The organism is Streptomyces sp. NPDC047108 (genome assembly GCF_040643575.1).
Taxonomy (GTDB): Bacteria; Actinomycetota; Actinomycetes; order Streptomycetales; family Streptomycetaceae; genus Streptomyces.
Genome location: NZ_JBEYUP010000001.1, coordinates 843842 through 860220, shown reverse-complemented (window position 1 = coordinate 860220; position 16379 = coordinate 843842). Strand labels below are relative to the sequence as shown.

Below are 16379 nucleotides of genomic sequence, written 5' to 3'. Positions count from 1 at the left end.
CGGTACGGCCGTCCAGCCTACGCGGCCGAGCCCCGCCGGCAGAGCGCCGGACACCTGCGGGCGGCGCCGCCCCGCACCGGTGGATCACCCGCAGGACACCGCGGACCACCCGCCTCCACCCCCGGAAAACCCGCGGAACATCCGCCTCCGCCCGCGGAACGCCGGCCTCCGCCGCTGGGACCGCCACATCGCGCTGATAATCGGCAAAAACTCTTGCGAGGCCGTGCCTTTGGCACGTGTCAGGCGTTAATGCCAGTAAGGGGGAATGCCGCGTCGGCCGCGAGGAGGCAGAAGGCGATGCGCGTAGGAATTTTTGTACTGGCCGCCCAATTCCCGGGCCAGGGACAGGGGGAGGCGCTGCACCGCGCGGTGCGGTCCGCCGATGTCGCGGAGGCGTCGGGGCTCGACACGGTCTGGCTCGCCGAGCACCACTTCGTACCGTACGGGGTCTGTCCGTCCGCCGTGACGCTCGCGGCGCTGCTCCTGGGCAGGACGCGGCGCATCGGCGTGGGCACGGCGGTCAGCGTGCTGCCCACCGTGCACCCCGTCGCCCTGGGCGAGCAGGCGGCGTTGCTGCACCTCACGTCGGGTGGCCGGTTCACCCTCGGCGTGGGGCGGGGCGGCCCGTGGGTGGATCTGGAGGTCTTCGGCCCGGGTCTGGAGGCGTACGAGTCGGGCTTCCCCGAATCCCTCGATCTGCTGATGCGCTGGCTGCGCGAGCCGCGCGTCGGCGCGGACGGCGACCGCTTCTCCTTCCGGGAGGTCCCCGTGGTGCCACGCCCGGGCGAACTCCTGGACGGGCCCGGGAGTCCGCCCGTCGTGGTCGCCTGCACCTCTCCCGCGAGCGTGCGGCTGGCCGCCGAGCGCGGGCTGCCGATGCTGCTCGGCATGCACTGCGGTGACGAGGAGAAGGCGGAGGCGGTGGCGCTGTGGCGGAAGTCGGCGCTGGCGGCGGGCCGTTCACCGGACGAGGTCGCCTCGGCCGAGCATGTCTCGGCGGGCGTGGTGCAGATCGCCGACGCGCGGCGGGACGCCGCCGAGGCGCTCACCAAGGCCATGCCCGGCTGGCTGCGTCAGGGCCTGGGCGCCCACGTCACGGTCGACGGCAGGGCGCGACGCATGCGCGACCCGCACGAGTACACCGAACTCCTCTGCCGGCTGCACGCGGTGGGCCCGCCCGCGCTGTGCGCGGACCGGCTCGCGGCCACGTCGGAGCGCACCGGCATCAAGCGATTCGCCCTCCTCGTGGAGGGGTCGGGCGATCTCGCGGCCACCGAGGAGAACGTACGGCGGCTGGGCAGCGAGGTGCTGCCGCTCCTGCCCTGATGCACCTCCCCCCGCGGCAGAGCGGCAGCCAAGTCCTCAGCAGTCCCTGAACTCCGGCGACTGGTTGAGCAACTGCCCCCGCACGGACGTGAAGCGGGCCAGTCGCTCGTCGGACGACGAGTCGAGCGGGAAGACCGCCACGCGGTGGCAGTTCTGGAACGCCAGCCGCACCCCGAAGTGCCGTTGCAGCGCACCCCGTATCGCGTCGCTCGCCAGCGCACGAAGCAGCTGGCCGCGCGCCTGCTCGTCCGGCGGCGGCACCTGGTTGTCGGCGAACTCTCCGCCGTCGACCTTGAGCTGAGCCACCAGAGAGCTGATCATCTCCCACGCATAGGGCAGGGAGGTCCGGACGCAGTCGACGAATTCGGCTTCATCGACCTCGCCTCGCTCGGCCTTCGCAAGCAGGGCCGGTGAGACGTCGAGCGACATGGGTTCTCCTCTCGCGACCCCGAAAAGGGGTCTTACGGGCAGGGAAGGGAAGTTGTCGCGCACGCTGCGTGCTCGTTCGACAACTTCCCGCTTCAATCTAAGCCGGTCATCGCAGCCGCACCAGGAGAATGGGCACACAACCGGCCACTCCCGAACAGGTCCATCCAGGGCGAATCGCGTGGACGGCGCGGTGTCGAGTAGCGTGACCGACCATGCGTCTCGTCATTGCCCGCTGCTCCGTGGACTACGCGGGCCGGCTCACGGCCCACCTCCCCTCCGCCCCCCGTCTGATCCTCGTGAAGGCGGACGGAAGCGTGTCGGTGCACGCCGACGACCGGGCCTACAAACCCCTCAACTGGATGTCCCCGCCCTGCACGCTGAAGGAGGGGGACGACCGCGTGTGGACCGTGGTGAACAAGGCGGGCGAGAAGCTCATCATCACCATGGAGGAAGTGCTGCACGACTCCTCCCACGAACTCGGCGTGGACCCGGGCCTGATCAAGGACGGCGTCGAGGCACACCTGCAGGAACTGCTCGCGGACCGTATCGAAACCCTCGGCGAGGGCTATTCTCTGATTCGGCGTGAATTCCCCACCGCCATCGGCCCGGTGGACATCCTCTGCCGGGACGCGGACGGCGCGACGGTCGCCGTCGAGATCAAGCGCCGTGGCGAGATCGACGGCGTGGAGCAGCTCACCCGCTATCTCGAACTCCTCAACCGCGACCCTCACCTGGCGCCCGTGAAGGGGGTCTTCGCGGCTCAGGAGATCAAGCCACAAGCGCGCGTTCTGGCCACCGACCGCGGCATCGGCTGCGTCGTGCTCGACTACGACGCGCTGCGCGGCCTGGAGGACGACAAGCTCCGTCTCTTCTGACGAGGCCTTCTGTGTCGCCGCCGAGACCGCCGGCGGCGACACAGAAGGCGCCGCCTCTCCCCGTACGCGAAAACCTTGTGTGGCCCGGCCCTTCGTCGAAGGGCCGGGCCACACAAGGTTTTCGGAGCGGTTGACGCTACGGGGTGGCCGATCCTGTGCCCGTGGTGGGGGCGCTCGTCGTCGGCGTGGGCGTGGGGCTGGTCTCCGTGGGTGAGCCCGGTCCGCTGCCGGACGGCGTGCCCGTGGCGGACTGGCTCGACGAACCCGAGCCGCTGTCCGACGGCGTCGGTGACGTCTCGGTCTCGGTCGGGCTCGGCGACGGCGGACGCGTGGAGGACGGCGGACGCGTCGTCGGGCGACTCGTCGTGGAGGACGGCGGCTCCGTCGGCGTCTGAGGCGGGTCGTCCGTCTCCTCCGGCGTGGACGAGCTCGGCTTGCCGGAGTCCGACGGCTCCTCGGCGGTGTCCCCGCTGCCGCCCGGAGTCGTGCCGTCCGGCGATCCGGACGAGGTGCTGCCGCTCGGCTTCCGCGGGCCGTTGGTGCTGTCGCTCGTCGACGGGTCCTCGGGCAGCAGCCCGTTGTTGCCGTCGTCCTGGTTCGCGCTCTGCTCGGAGGTGACGCGGTCGGCCGGTCCGTCGTCGCCGGACGTCATGCCGATGGTCACGTACGTACCGAGCACGGCGGCCAGCAGGGCACCCGCGCCCGCCGCGACCACATTGCGCCGGGTCCCGCCCACGACCGACCGGCGCAGACCGGACCGCCGGTGGGAACCCGTGGCGCCGGCGGCAGGCTCGGCCCGCTGCGTCACGACCGTCACGGCCTCGTCCGAGCCGGGCTTGAACAGCGCCGTGCGGGCGGTGGTGGGGGACGCCGCGGGCGCGCCCGCGGCCGTCGTCCTCGCCTCCGCGGACTCCTCGTCGGACCCGGTACGCCCGACGCCCGCGACGAATCCGCGCGCCTTGTCCGTGACGAGCGCCAGCGCCCTGCGCCCCGCGACAGCGCCACGCCGGTCGGAGAGCGCACCCCGCAGAGCTATCGACGCCTCGAGCTCGGCGCGCGCCCGGTCCAGATTCCCGGTACAGAGCGCCAGAACGCCCAACTCGTGGTGGAAGTACGCCTCTTCAGCGACCTCGCCGGCCACGCGCGCGGCCTCCTGGCCGTGCCGCAGCGCCCGCTCCCAGGCGCCCCAGGCACCGGCCGCGGCGAACGCGGGTGCCGCCGTACGGGCCAGCAGGACGGCCGCGCTCGGCTGCCCGGCCTCGCCCTGCGCCACCAGCGAGGACAGCGCCGCGAGAATCGAGGCGGACTCGGCGGCGACGCGCTCGGGCGTCACGGACGGGTGGCCCGCCCACCACGCGTAGTGCTGTGCGGCGCTCAGGGCGCGCGCTCCGGCGCCCTCCTCGTAGCCCGCCGCGTCGAGCTGGAGGGCGACACCGGGGGCGAGGCGGTAGTGCGAACCTGCCGTGCTGAGCAGCCCGCAGGCGATCAGTTCGCCGACGGCGGCGTCGGCGTGGGTGTCCCCGGCCAGCGCCGGCAGATGGGCCTGGTGCGGGCACGCGCCGCCGAGGGCGAGGGCGAACCGCATCGTCTCCCGCGCGGCCTCGCTGAGCCGCGAGCCGAGCAGGGCGGCGGGGGCCGCGGCCTGGCCGACCGAGGGCAGCGCGAGGCTGGAGATCTCCTCGGCGAGGGGCGTGCCCAGCGGGGGCGTGCCGTCGATGATGGGGGTGCCGAGCGCGGGGGTCTCGCCGGGGAGCGGCGCGCCGGGTACGGGTGTGGTGCCCGTCTCGCCCGTCGCGGGGTCCGCCCCCTCAACGGCGCCCGCGTCCCCCGTGCCGTCCGTCCCGTCCGCGGTGGCGGTCGCCGGGTCGGCGGCCGCCGCCTCGGCCCACAGGACGTCGCGCTGCCGCAGCAGCGCCCCGGCCTGGACGAAGCGCAGCGGCAGCCCCTCGGACTCGAACCACAGGTCGCCCGCCCACGACGTCTCCTGCTCCTCCAGCGGCCGCTGGACGGCCCACTGCAGGATCTCCACGCAGGCGGAGCGGCTGAGTCCGCCGAGGAAGACCTCTTCGAGGTGCGAGTCGGGGGACGGTGCGGCCACGTCGGGCGTGGCGGCGATGAGGAAGGCGCACTCGGGGGTCGACGTGAGCAGCTCGTCCAGGGCGCTGCCGCCGAACTCGATGTCGTCGAGGACGACGACCGCCCCGATGCCCTGGACGCCCGCCAGCAGCTCGGCCCGTCCGGGTCGGTACGCGGAGGTGTCGTGGACGGCGGCGTACAGCTCGTGCAGCAGGTCGGTCGCGGTGCGGCGGTGGCCGGAGAGCCGGACGAGCCCGTCGGGGGCCAGCCCCGCGCAGTCGGCCGCCACGGCGTCGAGCAGGGCCGTACGACCGGAACCGGCGGGTCCGGTCACCCGTACGGAGCGACCGCGGGACAGCAGCCGTACGAGCCGCTCCCGCTCCTCCTCCCGCTCCAGGACCGGCCGGGGCTCCGTCACGGCGGGGCCCACCGGCGCGGGCGGCCGGGCGGCGCGGCTGCGGGCCGCGCGGTCCTCGGCGCTGCGGCGCGGGGGCGTGCCGGGGTGGGCGCCGGGCGGGCAGGGCTCGATCTCACTGCCGTCGACGGGGTTGACCGTGAGCAGGTGATCGGCCGCCACGAGCTCGACGGTCCGCGCGAACGCCTGCCGCTGCGGCACGGTCAGGGCATCGCCTGCGGCGCCGCGACGTTCTCCGTCGCGGCGCTCTGTCTCGTCGTCGAACCCCTCGGGTCCCCGGTTGTTCGGGTTCATGTCACAGCCCCCCAGATCCGGGTCTCATGCCGTTTTCCTCCCGGCCTGTCGGCACGCCGAACCCTAAACCCTGAAGGAGCTTCTCGGAACGAGCGGGGGGCCCTGCCGTGCGGAAGGTCACAGCACCGGCGGGCCGGGCGCCGGAGGCCGGGATCAGACCCGGGGCAGCGACTCCGCCTCGATACCGCCCTCGATCGCGAGGATGCGGTGGAGCCGGGTGGCGACGAGCAGGCGCTGCATCTGGGGTGGCACGCCACGCAGCACGAGGCGGCGGCTGGCCCGGCCGGCCCGGCGGTGCGCGCCCATGATCACTCCGAGTCCCGTGGCGTCCCAGGAGTCGAGTTCGGTCAGGTCGAGCACAAGGTCACCGCGGCCGGAGTCGACGGCGGTGTGCAGGACCGTACGGGCGTCCGCCGCGCTGCGTACGTCGAGGCGGCCCCCGACGACCAGCTCGGTGTGGTCGCCCCTGATGTGCATATGCGCTCCCCTGAACGTGATGCGTTACCTGGTCAACATCTACAGAACTGACTGCCTCTCACGCGGCAAAGTTGCCGCCCGTAAGCGAACCGATACCGAATTCACCCTTTGGGGGGACCCCCTCGAGGTTGACGGGCGGTCAGTGCTTGTAGAACCCCTGCCCGCTCTTCCGGCCGATGTCACCCGCGTCCACCATCCGGCGCATCAACTCCGGCGGGGCGAACTTCTCGTCCTGCGTCTCCGCGTAGATGTTGCTGGTCGCGTGCAGCAGGATGTCGATCCCGGTCATGTCGATCGTGGCGAGCGGACCCATGGCGTGGCCGAAGCCCAACTGGCAGGCCACGTCGATGTCCTCGGCCGAGGCCACACCCGACTCGTACAGCTTCGCCGCCTCGACGGCCAGGGCCGATATGAGGCGCGTGGTGACGAATCCGGCCACGTCGCGGTTGACGACGATGCAGGTCTTGCCGATGCCCTCCGCGAACTCTCGTGCGGTGGCCAGGGTTTCGTCGCTGGTCTTGTAGCCCCGGACGAGCTCGCAGAGCTGCATCATCGGGACCGGCGAGAAGAAATGCGTTCCGACGACCTGCTCGGGGCGGCTGGTCACCGCCGCGATCTTGGTGATCGGGATGGCGGAGGTGTTGGAGGCGAGAACCGCCTCCTCCTTCACCACCTTGTCGAGGCTGCGGAAGATCTCCTGCTTGATCTCGATCTTCTCGAAGACGGCCTCGACGACGATGTCGGCGTCCGCCACGGCGCCGAGTTCGGTACTCGTGGTGATACGGGCCAGGGCGGCTTCGGCGTCGGACGCGTCGAGCTTCCCCTTGGAGACGAACTTCTCGTACGAGGCCCGGATGCCGCTCGCGCCACGGGTCAGCGCCGCGTCGGTGACGTCGTGCAGCACGACGTCCCAGCCCGCCTGGGCGGAGACCTGGGCGATACCGGACCCCATGAGTCCGGCGCCGATGACGGCGAGCTTCCTGGCCACTGCAGCTCCTCTGGTTCTTCGTCGCGCGCGGGCGCCCCGAGGCTCTCCGGAGGGGCGTGCGTTACGGATCGGCTCTCCGGCGGACCTTAGCGCCGTTGAGGGCCGGTGGGGCGCGGAAGAGATGCGCGTCACGTCTCATCAGACGGACATCACACCGAGATGACCACGGCGTTGACCGGAGTGCCCAGTTGGGACCGTTTTCGCATGACAGCGGCGACTTCCGGACCGGCCCGCTCCGCTTCCCCGTGGCGCGGCGGATCAGAGCCGGATCAGAGCCGGATCAGGGCGGCTCAGGGTGGCTCAGCGCAGGCACCGCAAGGCGAGGAGCCGGTCGCGCGCGGTGGGGCACGGCGTGACCACCGGCACAGGGCCGGTGACGGACCCGAGGGCTAGGCTCGGAGCCATGGTCAATCTGACGCGCATCTACACCCGGACCGGGGACAACGGCACGACCGCCCTCGGTGACATGTCCCGCACGGTGAAGACCGACTCGCGGATCGGTGCGTACGCCGACGCCAACGAGGCGAACGCGGCCATCGGCGTCGCCATCGCGCTCGGCCAACTGCCCAAGGACATCGTGGATGTACTGGTCCGGGTGCAGAACGACCTGTTCGACGTCGGGGCCGACCTCGCCACCCCGGTCGTCGAGGAGCCGGAGTACCCGCCGCTGCGCGTCGAGCAGTCGTACATCGACCGGCTGGAGGCGGACTGCGACCACTTCCTCGAGGGGGTCGAGAAGCTGCGCAGCTTCATCCTCCCCGGCGGCACACCCGGCGCGGCGCTGCTGCACCAGGCGTGCACGGTGGTCCGGCGGGCCGAGCGGTCCACCTGGGCGGCGCTGGAGAAGCACGCCGACATCATGAATCCGCTGACCGCCACCTATCTGAACCGCCTCTCCGACCTGCTGTTCATCCTCGCCAGGACGGCGAACAAGGAGGTCGGGGACGTGCTCTGGGTGCCGGGCGAGAACCGCTGACGAAGGCGCCGCGACCGTACGGTCCTGGGCGCGCCGCGTGCGGGCGTGTGGCCGGCCGGTCTAGGACTTGGTCAGCGAGTCCGGCTGCCGCTCCTCGGGGGCGCCGGCGGGGGCCTTCTTCGGCCAGATCGTGTAGCTCACCGCGATCACCAGGTTGATGCCGATCACGAAGAGCATCCGCGTCTGCCAGGTGCGCAGCGAGCCGGTCTGGTCCGGCTCGCCCACGTACCAGACCGCGCCCTGGAGCAGGCCGATGGCGATCACCGAGGCGAGTATCCAGCGGGCCGCCGTCCTCCACTCGTGGACGGTGCGGGCCGTCCCGTACTTGGGCGGCTTCACCGGCGGCGGACCGCCCGCGAAGCGATGGGCGAAGCGCGCGTCCGCCCGCTTGATCAGCGAGTGGCCCATGGCGACGGTGAAGCCGATGTAGACCGCGGCCAGCCCGTGCTTCCAGTCGGGTTCGGCACCGTTCCTGAGGTCGACGGCGGTCGCGACGAGCAGGACGAGCTCCAGCAGCGGCTCCATGAGCAGCACGGCGGCCCCGGCCCGCTTCATCCCCGCCAGGTAGCGCAGGCTCAGACCACCGACCAGCAGCACCCAGAAGGCGACCTCGCAGGCGATGATCAGCGTGACGATCACGGGAACTCCTTCTCGCGGCGGTTCATGCACGTCTCCGGGCGCTCCCGGCCTCTCCGGCTCCCCCGGCTCCACCGGCTGTTCCGGCCCTTCCAGCCTCGGCCCCGCCGCGGCCTCCCGCGTCGTCGCCGCCGACGATCCACGGCTGCATCCTTCGATGTAGTGGGGCGGGTCCCGGTATCGGCCCGCGCGAGGAGGCGAGGCTCCCGCGCGGCCGTGTTGGATGGGTGTGTGACCACCCGCCTCTTCCAGGTACCAGCCCGCCCTCACCGGGACGACGTGCTGATCGCCGCCATGGGAATGGCGGGCGGGCTGGCCCTGTGGGCGCTCGGGCTGCATGTGCAGGGCAGCCGGCTGATCGCGGCCCCCTGGGTCGCGCTCGTACCGCTCACCGCGATGGCGTCGCTGGCCCTGCTGCGCAGGACGCGGCCGCAGGCCGCGCTCGTCCTGGCCACCTTCGCGCTCGTCGCGGACCAGCTGACGGTCGGCAATCTCGCCACGATCCTGCTGTTCACCGACATCATCTACGCGGCCGTGCTCTACGGAACCCCCGCCGCCGCCCGGAGGATCCCGGTCACCAGCGGGCTGATCACGGTTGCCGTGGCCCTGGCGTTCCTCGCGTGGTTCCAGAAGCCCGAAGCGCTGCTCATCGGGGTCGCCACCGGCCTGATCTCCTTCGCACCGGCCACCACGGGGGCGATGCTCCGCAACCACCGTGAGGCCGCCGAGGCCGCCCGGCTGCGCGCGGAACAGACCGCGCTGCTCGCGGAGATGGACCGTACGCAGGCGGTGACGGCCGAACGCGCCCGGATGGCCCGGGAGTTGCACGACGTGGTGGCCAACCACCTGTCCGCGATCGCCATCCACGCCACCGCGGCGCAGTCGATCGGCGACGCCGACGCGACCGGCGAGGCACTGACCGTCATCCGGGAGAACAGCGTGCAGGGCCTGGCCGAAATGCGCCGTCTCATCGGGCTGTTGCGCGATGCCGGTGCCGTGGACGAACCGTCGGCCGCGCCGCGCCTCGACGGTCTCGAAGCGCTGCTGCAGCAGGTCCGCCGCGCGGGCGCGGCCGCCCGCGGGACCGCGGACACCGGGGAGGAGGGCGGCGGCGCCCCCGGCGGCCTCCGCTTCGTGCTGCGCGACGAGCGGCCCGCGGACACCCCCGCTCCCCCGGTCCCGGTCGAACTCGCGGCCTACCGCATCGTGCAGGAGGCGCTGACCAACGCGCTCAAGCACGCGGGCGCCGGGGAGGTCCTCGTACGCCTCGGGTACGACACGGAGGTCCCGAACGCCGGCGCCCCTCCCCCGCTGACGGTCCACGTGACCAGCCCGTACGGCGACCGTCCCGGCCCTCGCGCGCCCGGCTCCGGTGCGGGGCTCGTCGGGATGCGGGAGCGCGTCGCCCTGCTGGGTGGGGAGTTCGAGGCGGGCCCGGTCGCCGCGACCGGGGACGGGCGCACCAAGGTCTGGCAGGTACGGGCGGTGCTGCCCGTCGCTGAAGAGGGGACACGATGACGGACACGCCGCCCACGCCCGGAGCAGCCTCACCGGCGGATCCCGGCGAGCCGGGAGAGCCCGGAAGGCCGGGCGGCTCCGCGCGGACCGTCCGCGTCCTGGTGGCCGAGGACCAGTCCGCCGTACGGGCCGGGCTCGTCCTGATCCTGCGCTCGGCGCCGGGGATCGAGGTCACCGGAGAGGCCGCCGACGGCGAGGAGGCGGTCCGGCTCGCCCGTGAACTGCGCCCGGACCTGGTCCTGATGGACATTCAGATGCCCCGCCTCGACGGGGTGTCGGCGACCCGGCGGATCGTCGCGGAGGGACTGGCGGACGTACTGGTGCTGACCACGTTCGACCTGGACGCCTATGTCTTCGGCGCACTCCGCGCCGGTGCGTCCGGCTTCCTGCTGAAGGACAGCGACGCCGCCGGACTGGTCGATGCGGTACGGACGGTGGCGCGCGGCGAGGGGCTGATCGCCCCGGCCGTGACCCGGCGGCTCATCGCCGAGTTCGCGGCGCCCGCACCCGCGGCGACGCCGGGCACCGACCCGGCCGTGCTGGATGTGCTCACCCGCAGGGAGCGCGAGGTGCTCGGCTGCCTGGGCGAGGGCCTGCCGAACGCCGAGATCGCGGTCCGGCTGTCCATGGCGGAGGCGACGGTGAAGACCCATGTGAGCCGTCTGCTCAACAAGCTGGGGCTGCGCAGCCGGGTCCAAGCCGCGGTCCTGGCCCAGGAGTTGGGCGTCTGACCGCACCTCTGCGCCCTCGATGCGACTTTGGTCCAGACCTATTGACCGTTGGTCCGGACCTCCTTACGCTCCCCTCACTGTGGTGAGCGAGCCGTGACTCCGGGTGCTCACCGGGCGGCGCAGGTCTCGTGACGGACACCGACCCCGTCGGTTCGCATCCCTCGAGGAGCACCCCTTGAGCACAGGAACCTCCCAACCTCCCAGACGCACCGGCACCGGCACCCCTCTGACCGGCCGCACCAGGAGCGCTGTCTCCCGGACCGCCGCGGTCCTCGTGGCGCTGCTGCTCCCCCTCGCCTCACTCGTCGGCCTCGCGACACCCGCGCACGCCGCGGGCGCCACGGCCACCTACACGAAGGTCCAGGACTGGGGCAGCGGCTTCGAAGGCAAGTGGACGGTGAAGAACACCGGCACCACCGCCCTCAGCTCCTGGACCGTCGAATGGGACTTCCCCTCCGGCACCTCCGTCACGTCCTCCTGGGACGCTGACGTGACCGGCTCGGGCACCCGCTGGACCGCCAGGAACAAGAGCTGGAACGGCACCCTCGCCCCCGGCGCCAGCATCACGTTCGGGTTCAACGGCACCGGCAGCGGCAGCCCGGCCAACTGCCGTGTCAACAACGGCTCCTGCGAGGGCGGCTCCGTCCCGGGTGACGGCGCCCCGACCGCACCCGGCACACCGACCGCGAGCGGTGTCACCAACACCTCGGTGAGCCTCACCTGGACGGCGGCGACGGACGACAAGGGGATCAAGAACTACGACGTGTACCGCGGCTCGTCGAAGATCGCGACCGTCACCGGGACCACGTACACCGACTCCGGCCTGAGCGCCGGCACCACCTACGGCTACAGCGTGCGGGCCCGCGACACCTCCGACCAGACCGGCCCCGCGAGCGGCACCCTGACCGTGAGGACGACCGGCGGCGGGGGCGGCGGCGGCAAGGTCAAGCTCGGCTACTTCACCGAGTGGGGCGTCTACGACCGCAATTACCACGTGAAGAACCTGGTCACGAGCGGCTCCGCAGCGAAGATCACCCATATCAACTACGCGTTCGGCAACGTCCAGGGCGGCAGGTGCACCGTCGGCGAAGCCTTCCCGGACTACGAGAAGGCGTACACGGCGGAGCAGAGTGTCGACGGCGTCGCCGACACCTGGGACCAGCCACTGCGCGGCAGCTTCAACCAGCTCCGCAAGCTCAAGAAGATGTACCCGCACATCAAGGTGCTCTGGTCCTTCGGCGGCTGGACCTGGTCCGGCGGCTTCGGCCAGGCCGTCCAGAACCCCACCGCCTTCGCCAAGTCCTGCCACGACCTAGTCGAGGACCCACGATGGGCCGATGTCTTCGACGGCATCGACCTGGACTGGGAGTACCCCAACGCCTGCGGGCTCAGCTGCGACAGCAGCGGCCCGGCGGCGTTCCGGACGATGATGCAGGCGATGCGGTCCGCGTTCGGCGGCGACCTGGTGACGGCGGCGATCACCGCCGACGCCTCGTCCGGCGGCAAGATCGACGCGGCCGACTACGCGGGTGCCGCCCAGTACGTCGACTGGTACAACGTGATGACGTACGACTTCTTCGGCGCCTGGGCCGCCCAGGGCCCCACCGCCCCGCACTCGCCCCTCACCTCCTACAGCGGTCTCCCGCAGCAGGGCTTCACCAGCGACGCCGCCGTCCAGAAGCTCAAGGCCAAGGGGATCCCGAGCGGCAAGCTGAACCTGGGCATCGGCTTCTACGGGCGCGGCTGGACCGGCGTCACGCAGAAGGAACCCGGCGGCACGGCGACCGGCCCCGCGCCCGGCACGTACGAGCAGGGCATCGAGGACTACAAGGTCCTGAAGGAGAAGTGCCCGGCCGGGGGCACCGTGGCGGGCACGGCGTACGCCCACTGCGGCAGCCAGTGGTGGAGCTACGACACCCCGTCGACGATCAACGGGAAGATGGGCTATGTGAAGGAGCAGGGCCTGGGCGGCGCGTTCTTCTGGGAGTTCAGCGGTGACACGAGCAACGGCGAACTCGCGACCGCGATCGACAGCGGTCTGAAGTAGCCGGCAGAAACGCCGGGGAGGCGGTGTCGCCCCCGCCTTCCCGGTCCCACCACGACCGGGACGGACGTCCCACGGTCCCTACGCGACGTTCACGCGCTGTCCGGGGGGTGCGGCCTCCAGCCACGCCAGGAAGCCGGTGAGCGCGTCCTCGCTCATCGCCAGCTCCAGATGCGTACCGCGGTGCACACAGCCGAGGATGATCGCGTCGGAGAGCAGCGCCAGTTCCTCCTCGCCCTGCGGGGCGCGGCGGGACAGCACCTCGATCGCGGAACGCTCCAGGACGCGGCGGGGGCGGGGGGCGTAGGAGAAGACGCGGAACCACTCGACCCGGTCGCCGCTGTACCGCGCGACCCCGTAGATCCAGCCCTTGCCCCTGGGCCCGTGGGAGGCCGGTGCGGTGTCCATGCCCTCCGTGGCGGGCACGTTCCAGCGCAGGCTGCAGTCGAATGTGCCGCCGGACCGCTGGATCAGCCTGCGCCGCAGGCCGAAGACGAACAGTCCCAGCAGCACCAGTGCGATGACCACGCAACTGACCAGCAGTGCGAGGACCATCTTCACCGACCTCCTCGCTCGGGGGACACCGCCCAGAGGTTACTGGGGGAGTAACGGACCGAGTATGACCTCTGGATCCGCCACAGCCGCGGACCGCTCTGGTGAGTCCCAGGGCAGTCCGCGGCTGAGTGACAATCGTTCGCCGGGCGGCTCAGCGGTTGCCCGCCGTCGTCGCGGCCAGACGGATCTCGGCGCGCCGTTCGGCGGCCGCGTCGGCTTCCGACTTCGCCCGCTCCAGCGCGCGCTCGGCACGGGCGACATCGATCTCGTCCGCCAGCTCCGCGATCTCGGCGAGCACCGAGAGCTTGTTGTCGGCGAAGGAGATGAAGCCTCCGTGCACCGCCGCGACGACGGTGCCGCCATCGCTGGTACGGATGGTCACCGGGCCGGACTCCAGCACACCCAGCAGGGGCTGGTGGCCGGGCATGACGCCGATGTCACCCGATGTGGTGCGCGCAACGACCAGGGTGGCCTCGCCGGACCAGACACTGCGGTCCGCGGCGACCAGCTCGACGTGCAGCTCAGCAGCCAAAACGTGGCTCCTCGGGTCTCCACCTGCCGGAGCAGGTGTCCAGATCAGTACTGGGGTGTCAAGAATAACGGGCGTACCGGTCAGGGGTGGGGGCGGCCCACCCCTGACCCGTATCAGCCGGGGGTCAGGAGACGCCCAGCTCCTTGGCCTTCGCCTTCAGGTCGTCCAGACCACCGCACATGAAGAACGCCTGCTCGGGGAAGTGGTCGTACTCGCCGTCGGCGATCGAGTTGAACGCGGAGATCGACTCGTCGAGCGAGACGTCCGATCCGTCGAGACCGGTGAACTGCTTCGCCGCGTGGGTGTTCTGCGACAGGAAGCGCTCGATACGGCGGGCGCGGTGGACGACCAGCTTGTCCTCCTCGCCGAGCTCGTCGATACCGAGGATCGCGATGATGTCCTGGAGGTCCTTGTACTTCTGCAGGATCCCCTTGACGCGCGAGGCGCAGTCGTAGTGCTCCTGCGAGATGTAGCGCGGGTCCAGGATGCGGGACACCGAGTCCAGCGGGTCCACCGCCGGGTAGATGCCCTTCTCCGAGATCGGCCGGGAGAGCACCGTCGTCGCGTCGAGGTGCGCGAAGGTGGTCGCCGGAGCCGGGTCGGTCAGGTCGTCCGCGGGGACGTAGATCGCCTGCATCGAGGTGATCGAGTGACCACGGGTCGAGGTGATGCGCTCCTGGAGGAGGCCCATCTCGTCCGCCAGGTTCGGCTGGTAACCCACCGCGGACGGCATACGGCCGAGCAGGGTGGACACCTCGGAACCGGCCTGGGTGAAGCGGAAGATGTTGTCGATGAAGAACAGCACGTCCTGCTTCTGCACATCGCGGAAGTACTCCGCCATGGTCAGACCGGCCAGGGCGACGCGCAGACGGGTGCCCGGGGGCTCGTCCATCTGACCGAAGACCAGCGCGGTCTTGTCGAGAACGCCGGACTCCTCCATCTCCTGGATGAGGTCGTTGCCCTCACGCGTACGCTCACCGACACCGGCGAACACGGAAACGCCCTCGTGCAGCTTCGCCACACGCATGATCATTTCCTGGATGAGGACGGTCTTGCCGACGCCGGCGCCGCCGAACAGGCCGATCTTGCCGCCCTTGACGTACGGGGTCAGCAGGTCGACGACCTTCAGGCCGGTCTCGAACATCTCGGTCTTGGACTCGAGCTGGTCGAAGTCGGGAGCCTTGCGGTGGATCGCCCACCGGTCGGTCTCCTTGCCGTTCTCCTCCGGGACGTTCAGCACCTCACCAAGGGTGTTGAACACCTTGCCCTTGGTGAAGTCACCGACCGGCACGGTGATGCCCGCGCCGGTGTCGGTCACCGCGGCCTGACGGATCAGGCCGTCGGTCGGCTGCATCGAGATCGCACGGACCACGCCCTCGCCCAGGTGCTGGGCGACCTCGAGGGTCAGGGTCTTGGTCTTGCCCTCCTCGGTCGGGTCGATGACCTCGACGGTGAGGGCGTTGTAGATCTCCGGCATCGCGTCGACGGGGAACTCCACGTCGACAACCGGGCCGATGACCCGCGCGACGCGGCCCGCGGCCACGCCGGCGGAAGCGGTCGGCTCAACAGTGGTGGTCATAGTGTCAGTCACTCCCCGCGGTCGCGTCGGCCAGTGCGCTCGCGCCACCGACGATCTCGCTGATTTCCTGGGTGATGTCGGCCTGGCGGGCCGCATTGGCAAGCCGCGTGAGCGACTTGATGAGCTCCTCGGCGTTGTCGGTCGCCGACTTCATCGCACGGCGGCGGGCGGCGTGCTCGGAAGCGGCCGACTGCAGCAGGGCGTTGTAGATCCGGCTCTCGACGTACCGCGGCAGCAGAGCGTCGAGGACGTCCTCGGCGGACGGCTCGAAGTCGAAGAGAGGAAGGATCTCGCCCTTCTTCTCGGTGGCCCCGGCCTGCTCGTCGGCCTCGAGGCTGAGCGGCAGCAGCCGCCGGTCGATCGGCGTCTGCGTCATCATCGACACGAACTCCGTGAAGACGATGTGCAGCTCGTCGACGCCGCCCTCGGCCGTGTCCTTCGTGACGGCCTCGATGAGCGGGGCCGCCACGTTCTTGGCGTCCGCGTACGAGGGGTTGTCGGTGAAGCCCGTCCACGACTCCTCGACCTTGCGGCCGCGGAAGCTGTAGTAGGCCACGCCCTTGCGCCCGACGACGTAGGTGACGACCTCCTTGCCCTCGGCGGTGAGCCGCTCGGTGAGCCGCTCACCCGCCTTGATGGCGTTGGAGGAGTAGCCGCCCGCCAGACCGCGGTCGCTCGTGACGAGCAGGACCGCGGCCCGCGTGGGGCTGTCGACCTCGGTGGTCAGCGGGTGCTGGGTGGTGGAGCCCGTGGCCACCGCGGTCACCGCGCGGGTCAGCTCGCTCGCGTACGGCGTCGAGGCGGCGACCTTGCGCTGCGCCTTGACGATCCGCGACGCGGCGATCATCTCCATCGCCTTGGTGATCTTCTTGGTGGCGGTGACGGACTTGATGCGGCGCTTGTAGACGCGAAGCTGAGCACCCATAAG

Annotated in this window: 15 protein-coding genes; 6 read left to right on the top strand and 9 right to left on the bottom strand. The window is 71.2% G+C overall.

The window, feature by feature from the left end:
• The first annotated feature begins 297 nt into the window (after nucleotides 1–297).
• On the top strand, nucleotides 298–1326 hold the full coding sequence (locus tag ABZ822_RS03800) for an LLM class flavin-dependent oxidoreductase (RefSeq protein ID WP_360846377.1): 1029 nt from the start codon (nucleotides 298–300) through the stop codon (nucleotides 1324–1326).
• Nucleotides 1327–1362: 36 nt separating this feature from the next.
• Here the strand turns inward: ABZ822_RS03800 and ABZ822_RS03795 are convergent, their stop codons facing one another.
• Entirely contained in the window at nucleotides 1363–1755 is a 393-nt protein-coding gene (locus tag ABZ822_RS03795) for an SCO5389 family protein (protein WP_360846376.1), read from the bottom strand.
• A gap of 212 nt (nucleotides 1756–1967) precedes the next feature.
• Between ABZ822_RS03795 and nucS the strand changes: the two genes are divergently transcribed.
• On the top strand, nucleotides 1968–2630 hold the full coding sequence (nucS, locus tag ABZ822_RS03790) for an endonuclease NucS (RefSeq protein WP_360846374.1): 663 nt from the start codon (nucleotides 1968–1970) through the stop codon (nucleotides 2628–2630).
• Nucleotides 2631–2766: 136 nt separating this feature from the next.
• Here nucS and ABZ822_RS03785 read toward each other — a convergent pair whose 3' ends face one another.
• From ABZ822_RS03785 to ABZ822_RS03775, 3 genes are all read right to left on the bottom strand, one after another.
• Entirely contained in the window at nucleotides 2767–5415 is a 2649-nt protein-coding gene (locus ABZ822_RS03785; RefSeq protein WP_360846372.1) for an ATP-binding protein, read from the bottom strand.
• Nucleotides 5416–5568: 153 nt separating this feature from the next.
• Entirely contained in the window at nucleotides 5569–5892 is a 324-nt protein-coding gene (locus tag ABZ822_RS03780) for an STAS domain-containing protein (protein ID WP_360846370.1), read from the bottom strand.
• A 139-nt stretch (nucleotides 5893–6031) separates the two neighbouring features.
• On the bottom strand, nucleotides 6032–6880 hold the full coding sequence (locus tag ABZ822_RS03775; protein WP_360846368.1) for a 3-hydroxyacyl-CoA dehydrogenase family protein: 849 nt from the start codon (nucleotides 6878–6880) through the stop codon (nucleotides 6032–6034).
• A gap of 403 nt (nucleotides 6881–7283) precedes the next feature.
• Here ABZ822_RS03775 and ABZ822_RS03770 point away from each other — a divergent pair, with 403 nt between their 5' ends.
• A complete protein-coding gene (locus ABZ822_RS03770) occupies nucleotides 7284–7856 on the top strand; it encodes a cob(I)yrinic acid a,c-diamide adenosyltransferase (RefSeq protein WP_360846366.1) in 573 nt (190 codons plus the stop codon).
• A 60-nt stretch (nucleotides 7857–7916) separates the two neighbouring features.
• Here ABZ822_RS03770 and ABZ822_RS03765 read toward each other — a convergent pair whose 3' ends face one another.
• Nucleotides 7917–8495, bottom strand: a complete 579-nt coding sequence (locus tag ABZ822_RS03765) for a hypothetical protein (protein WP_360846364.1) — start codon at nucleotides 8493–8495, stop codon at nucleotides 7917–7919.
• Nucleotides 8496–8786: 291 nt separating this feature from the next.
• On the opposite strand from ABZ822_RS03765, the gene ABZ822_RS03760 reads away from it, so the two are divergent.
• The 3 genes from ABZ822_RS03760 to ABZ822_RS03750 all read left to right on the top strand — a co-directional run bounded on the left by ABZ822_RS03760 (nucleotide 8787) and on the right by ABZ822_RS03750 (nucleotide 12788).
• A complete protein-coding gene (locus ABZ822_RS03760; protein ID WP_360847025.1) occupies nucleotides 8787–10010 on the top strand; it encodes a histidine kinase in 1224 nt (407 codons plus the stop codon).
• A complete protein-coding gene (locus ABZ822_RS03755) occupies nucleotides 10007–10741 on the top strand; it encodes a response regulator transcription factor (protein ID WP_360846362.1) in 735 nt (244 codons plus the stop codon). Before ABZ822_RS03760 ends, ABZ822_RS03755 begins: the two co-directional genes overlap by 4 nt.
• Nucleotides 10742–10967: 226 nt before the next feature.
• Nucleotides 10968–12788: a glycoside hydrolase family 18 chitinase gene (locus tag ABZ822_RS03750; RefSeq protein WP_360847022.1), complete on the top strand. Its 1821-nt coding sequence runs from the start codon at nucleotides 10968–10970 to the stop codon at nucleotides 12786–12788.
• A gap of 78 nt (nucleotides 12789–12866) precedes the next feature.
• Here the strand turns inward: ABZ822_RS03750 and ABZ822_RS03745 are convergent, their stop codons facing one another.
• The 4 genes from ABZ822_RS03745 to ABZ822_RS03730 all read right to left on the bottom strand — a co-directional run bounded on the left by ABZ822_RS03745 (nucleotide 12867) and on the right by ABZ822_RS03730 (nucleotide 16376).
• Nucleotides 12867–13340, bottom strand: a complete 474-nt coding sequence (locus tag ABZ822_RS03745) for a DUF2550 domain-containing protein (protein ID WP_360846360.1) — start codon at nucleotides 13338–13340, stop codon at nucleotides 12867–12869.
• A 151-nt stretch (nucleotides 13341–13491) separates the two neighbouring features.
• Entirely contained in the window at nucleotides 13492–13872 is a 381-nt protein-coding gene (locus ABZ822_RS03740) for a F0F1 ATP synthase subunit epsilon (protein WP_360846358.1), read from the bottom strand.
• Between the two features lie 124 nt (nucleotides 13873–13996).
• Entirely contained in the window at nucleotides 13997–15451 is a 1455-nt protein-coding gene (gene atpD / locus ABZ822_RS03735) for a F0F1 ATP synthase subunit beta (protein WP_360846356.1), read from the bottom strand.
• A 4-nt stretch (nucleotides 15452–15455) separates the two neighbouring features.
• A complete protein-coding gene (locus ABZ822_RS03730) occupies nucleotides 15456–16376 on the bottom strand; it encodes a F0F1 ATP synthase subunit gamma (protein ID WP_360846354.1) in 921 nt (306 codons plus the stop codon).
• Nucleotides 16377–16379 lie beyond the last annotated feature (3 nt).

Bases quoted from the DNA above. Each gene is read 5' to 3' on its own strand.
- ABZ822_RS03800 (WP_360846377.1), top strand. From the start codon at position 298: ATGCGCGTAGGAATTTTTGTACTGGCCGCCCAATTCCCGGGCCAGGGA.
- atpD (WP_360846356.1), bottom strand. From the start codon at position 15,451: ATGACCACCACTGTTGAGCCGACCGCTTCCGCCGGCGTGGCCGCGGGC.
- ABZ822_RS03745 (WP_360846360.1), bottom strand. From the start codon at position 13,340: ATGGTCCTCGCACTGCTGGTCAGTTGCGTGGTCATCGCACTGGTGCTG.
- ABZ822_RS03760 (WP_360847025.1), top strand. From the start codon at position 8,787: ATGGGAATGGCGGGCGGGCTGGCCCTGTGGGCGCTCGGGCTGCATGTG.
- ABZ822_RS03730 (WP_360846354.1), bottom strand. From the start codon at position 16,376: ATGGGTGCTCAGCTTCGCGTCTACAAGCGCCGCATCAAGTCCGTCACC.
- ABZ822_RS03795 (WP_360846376.1), bottom strand. From the start codon at position 1,755: ATGTCGCTCGACGTCTCACCGGCCCTGCTTGCGAAGGCCGAGCGAGGC.
- ABZ822_RS03770 (WP_360846366.1), top strand. From the start codon at position 7,284: ATGGTCAATCTGACGCGCATCTACACCCGGACCGGGGACAACGGCACG.
- ABZ822_RS03780 (WP_360846370.1), bottom strand. From the start codon at position 5,892: ATGCACATCAGGGGCGACCACACCGAGCTGGTCGTCGGGGGCCGCCTC.
- nucS (WP_360846374.1), top strand. From the start codon at position 1,968: ATGCGTCTCGTCATTGCCCGCTGCTCCGTGGACTACGCGGGCCGGCTC.
- ABZ822_RS03785 (WP_360846372.1), bottom strand. From the start codon at position 5,415: ATGAACCCGAACAACCGGGGACCCGAGGGGTTCGACGACGAGACAGAG.
- ABZ822_RS03755 (WP_360846362.1), top strand. From the start codon at position 10,007: ATGACGGACACGCCGCCCACGCCCGGAGCAGCCTCACCGGCGGATCCC.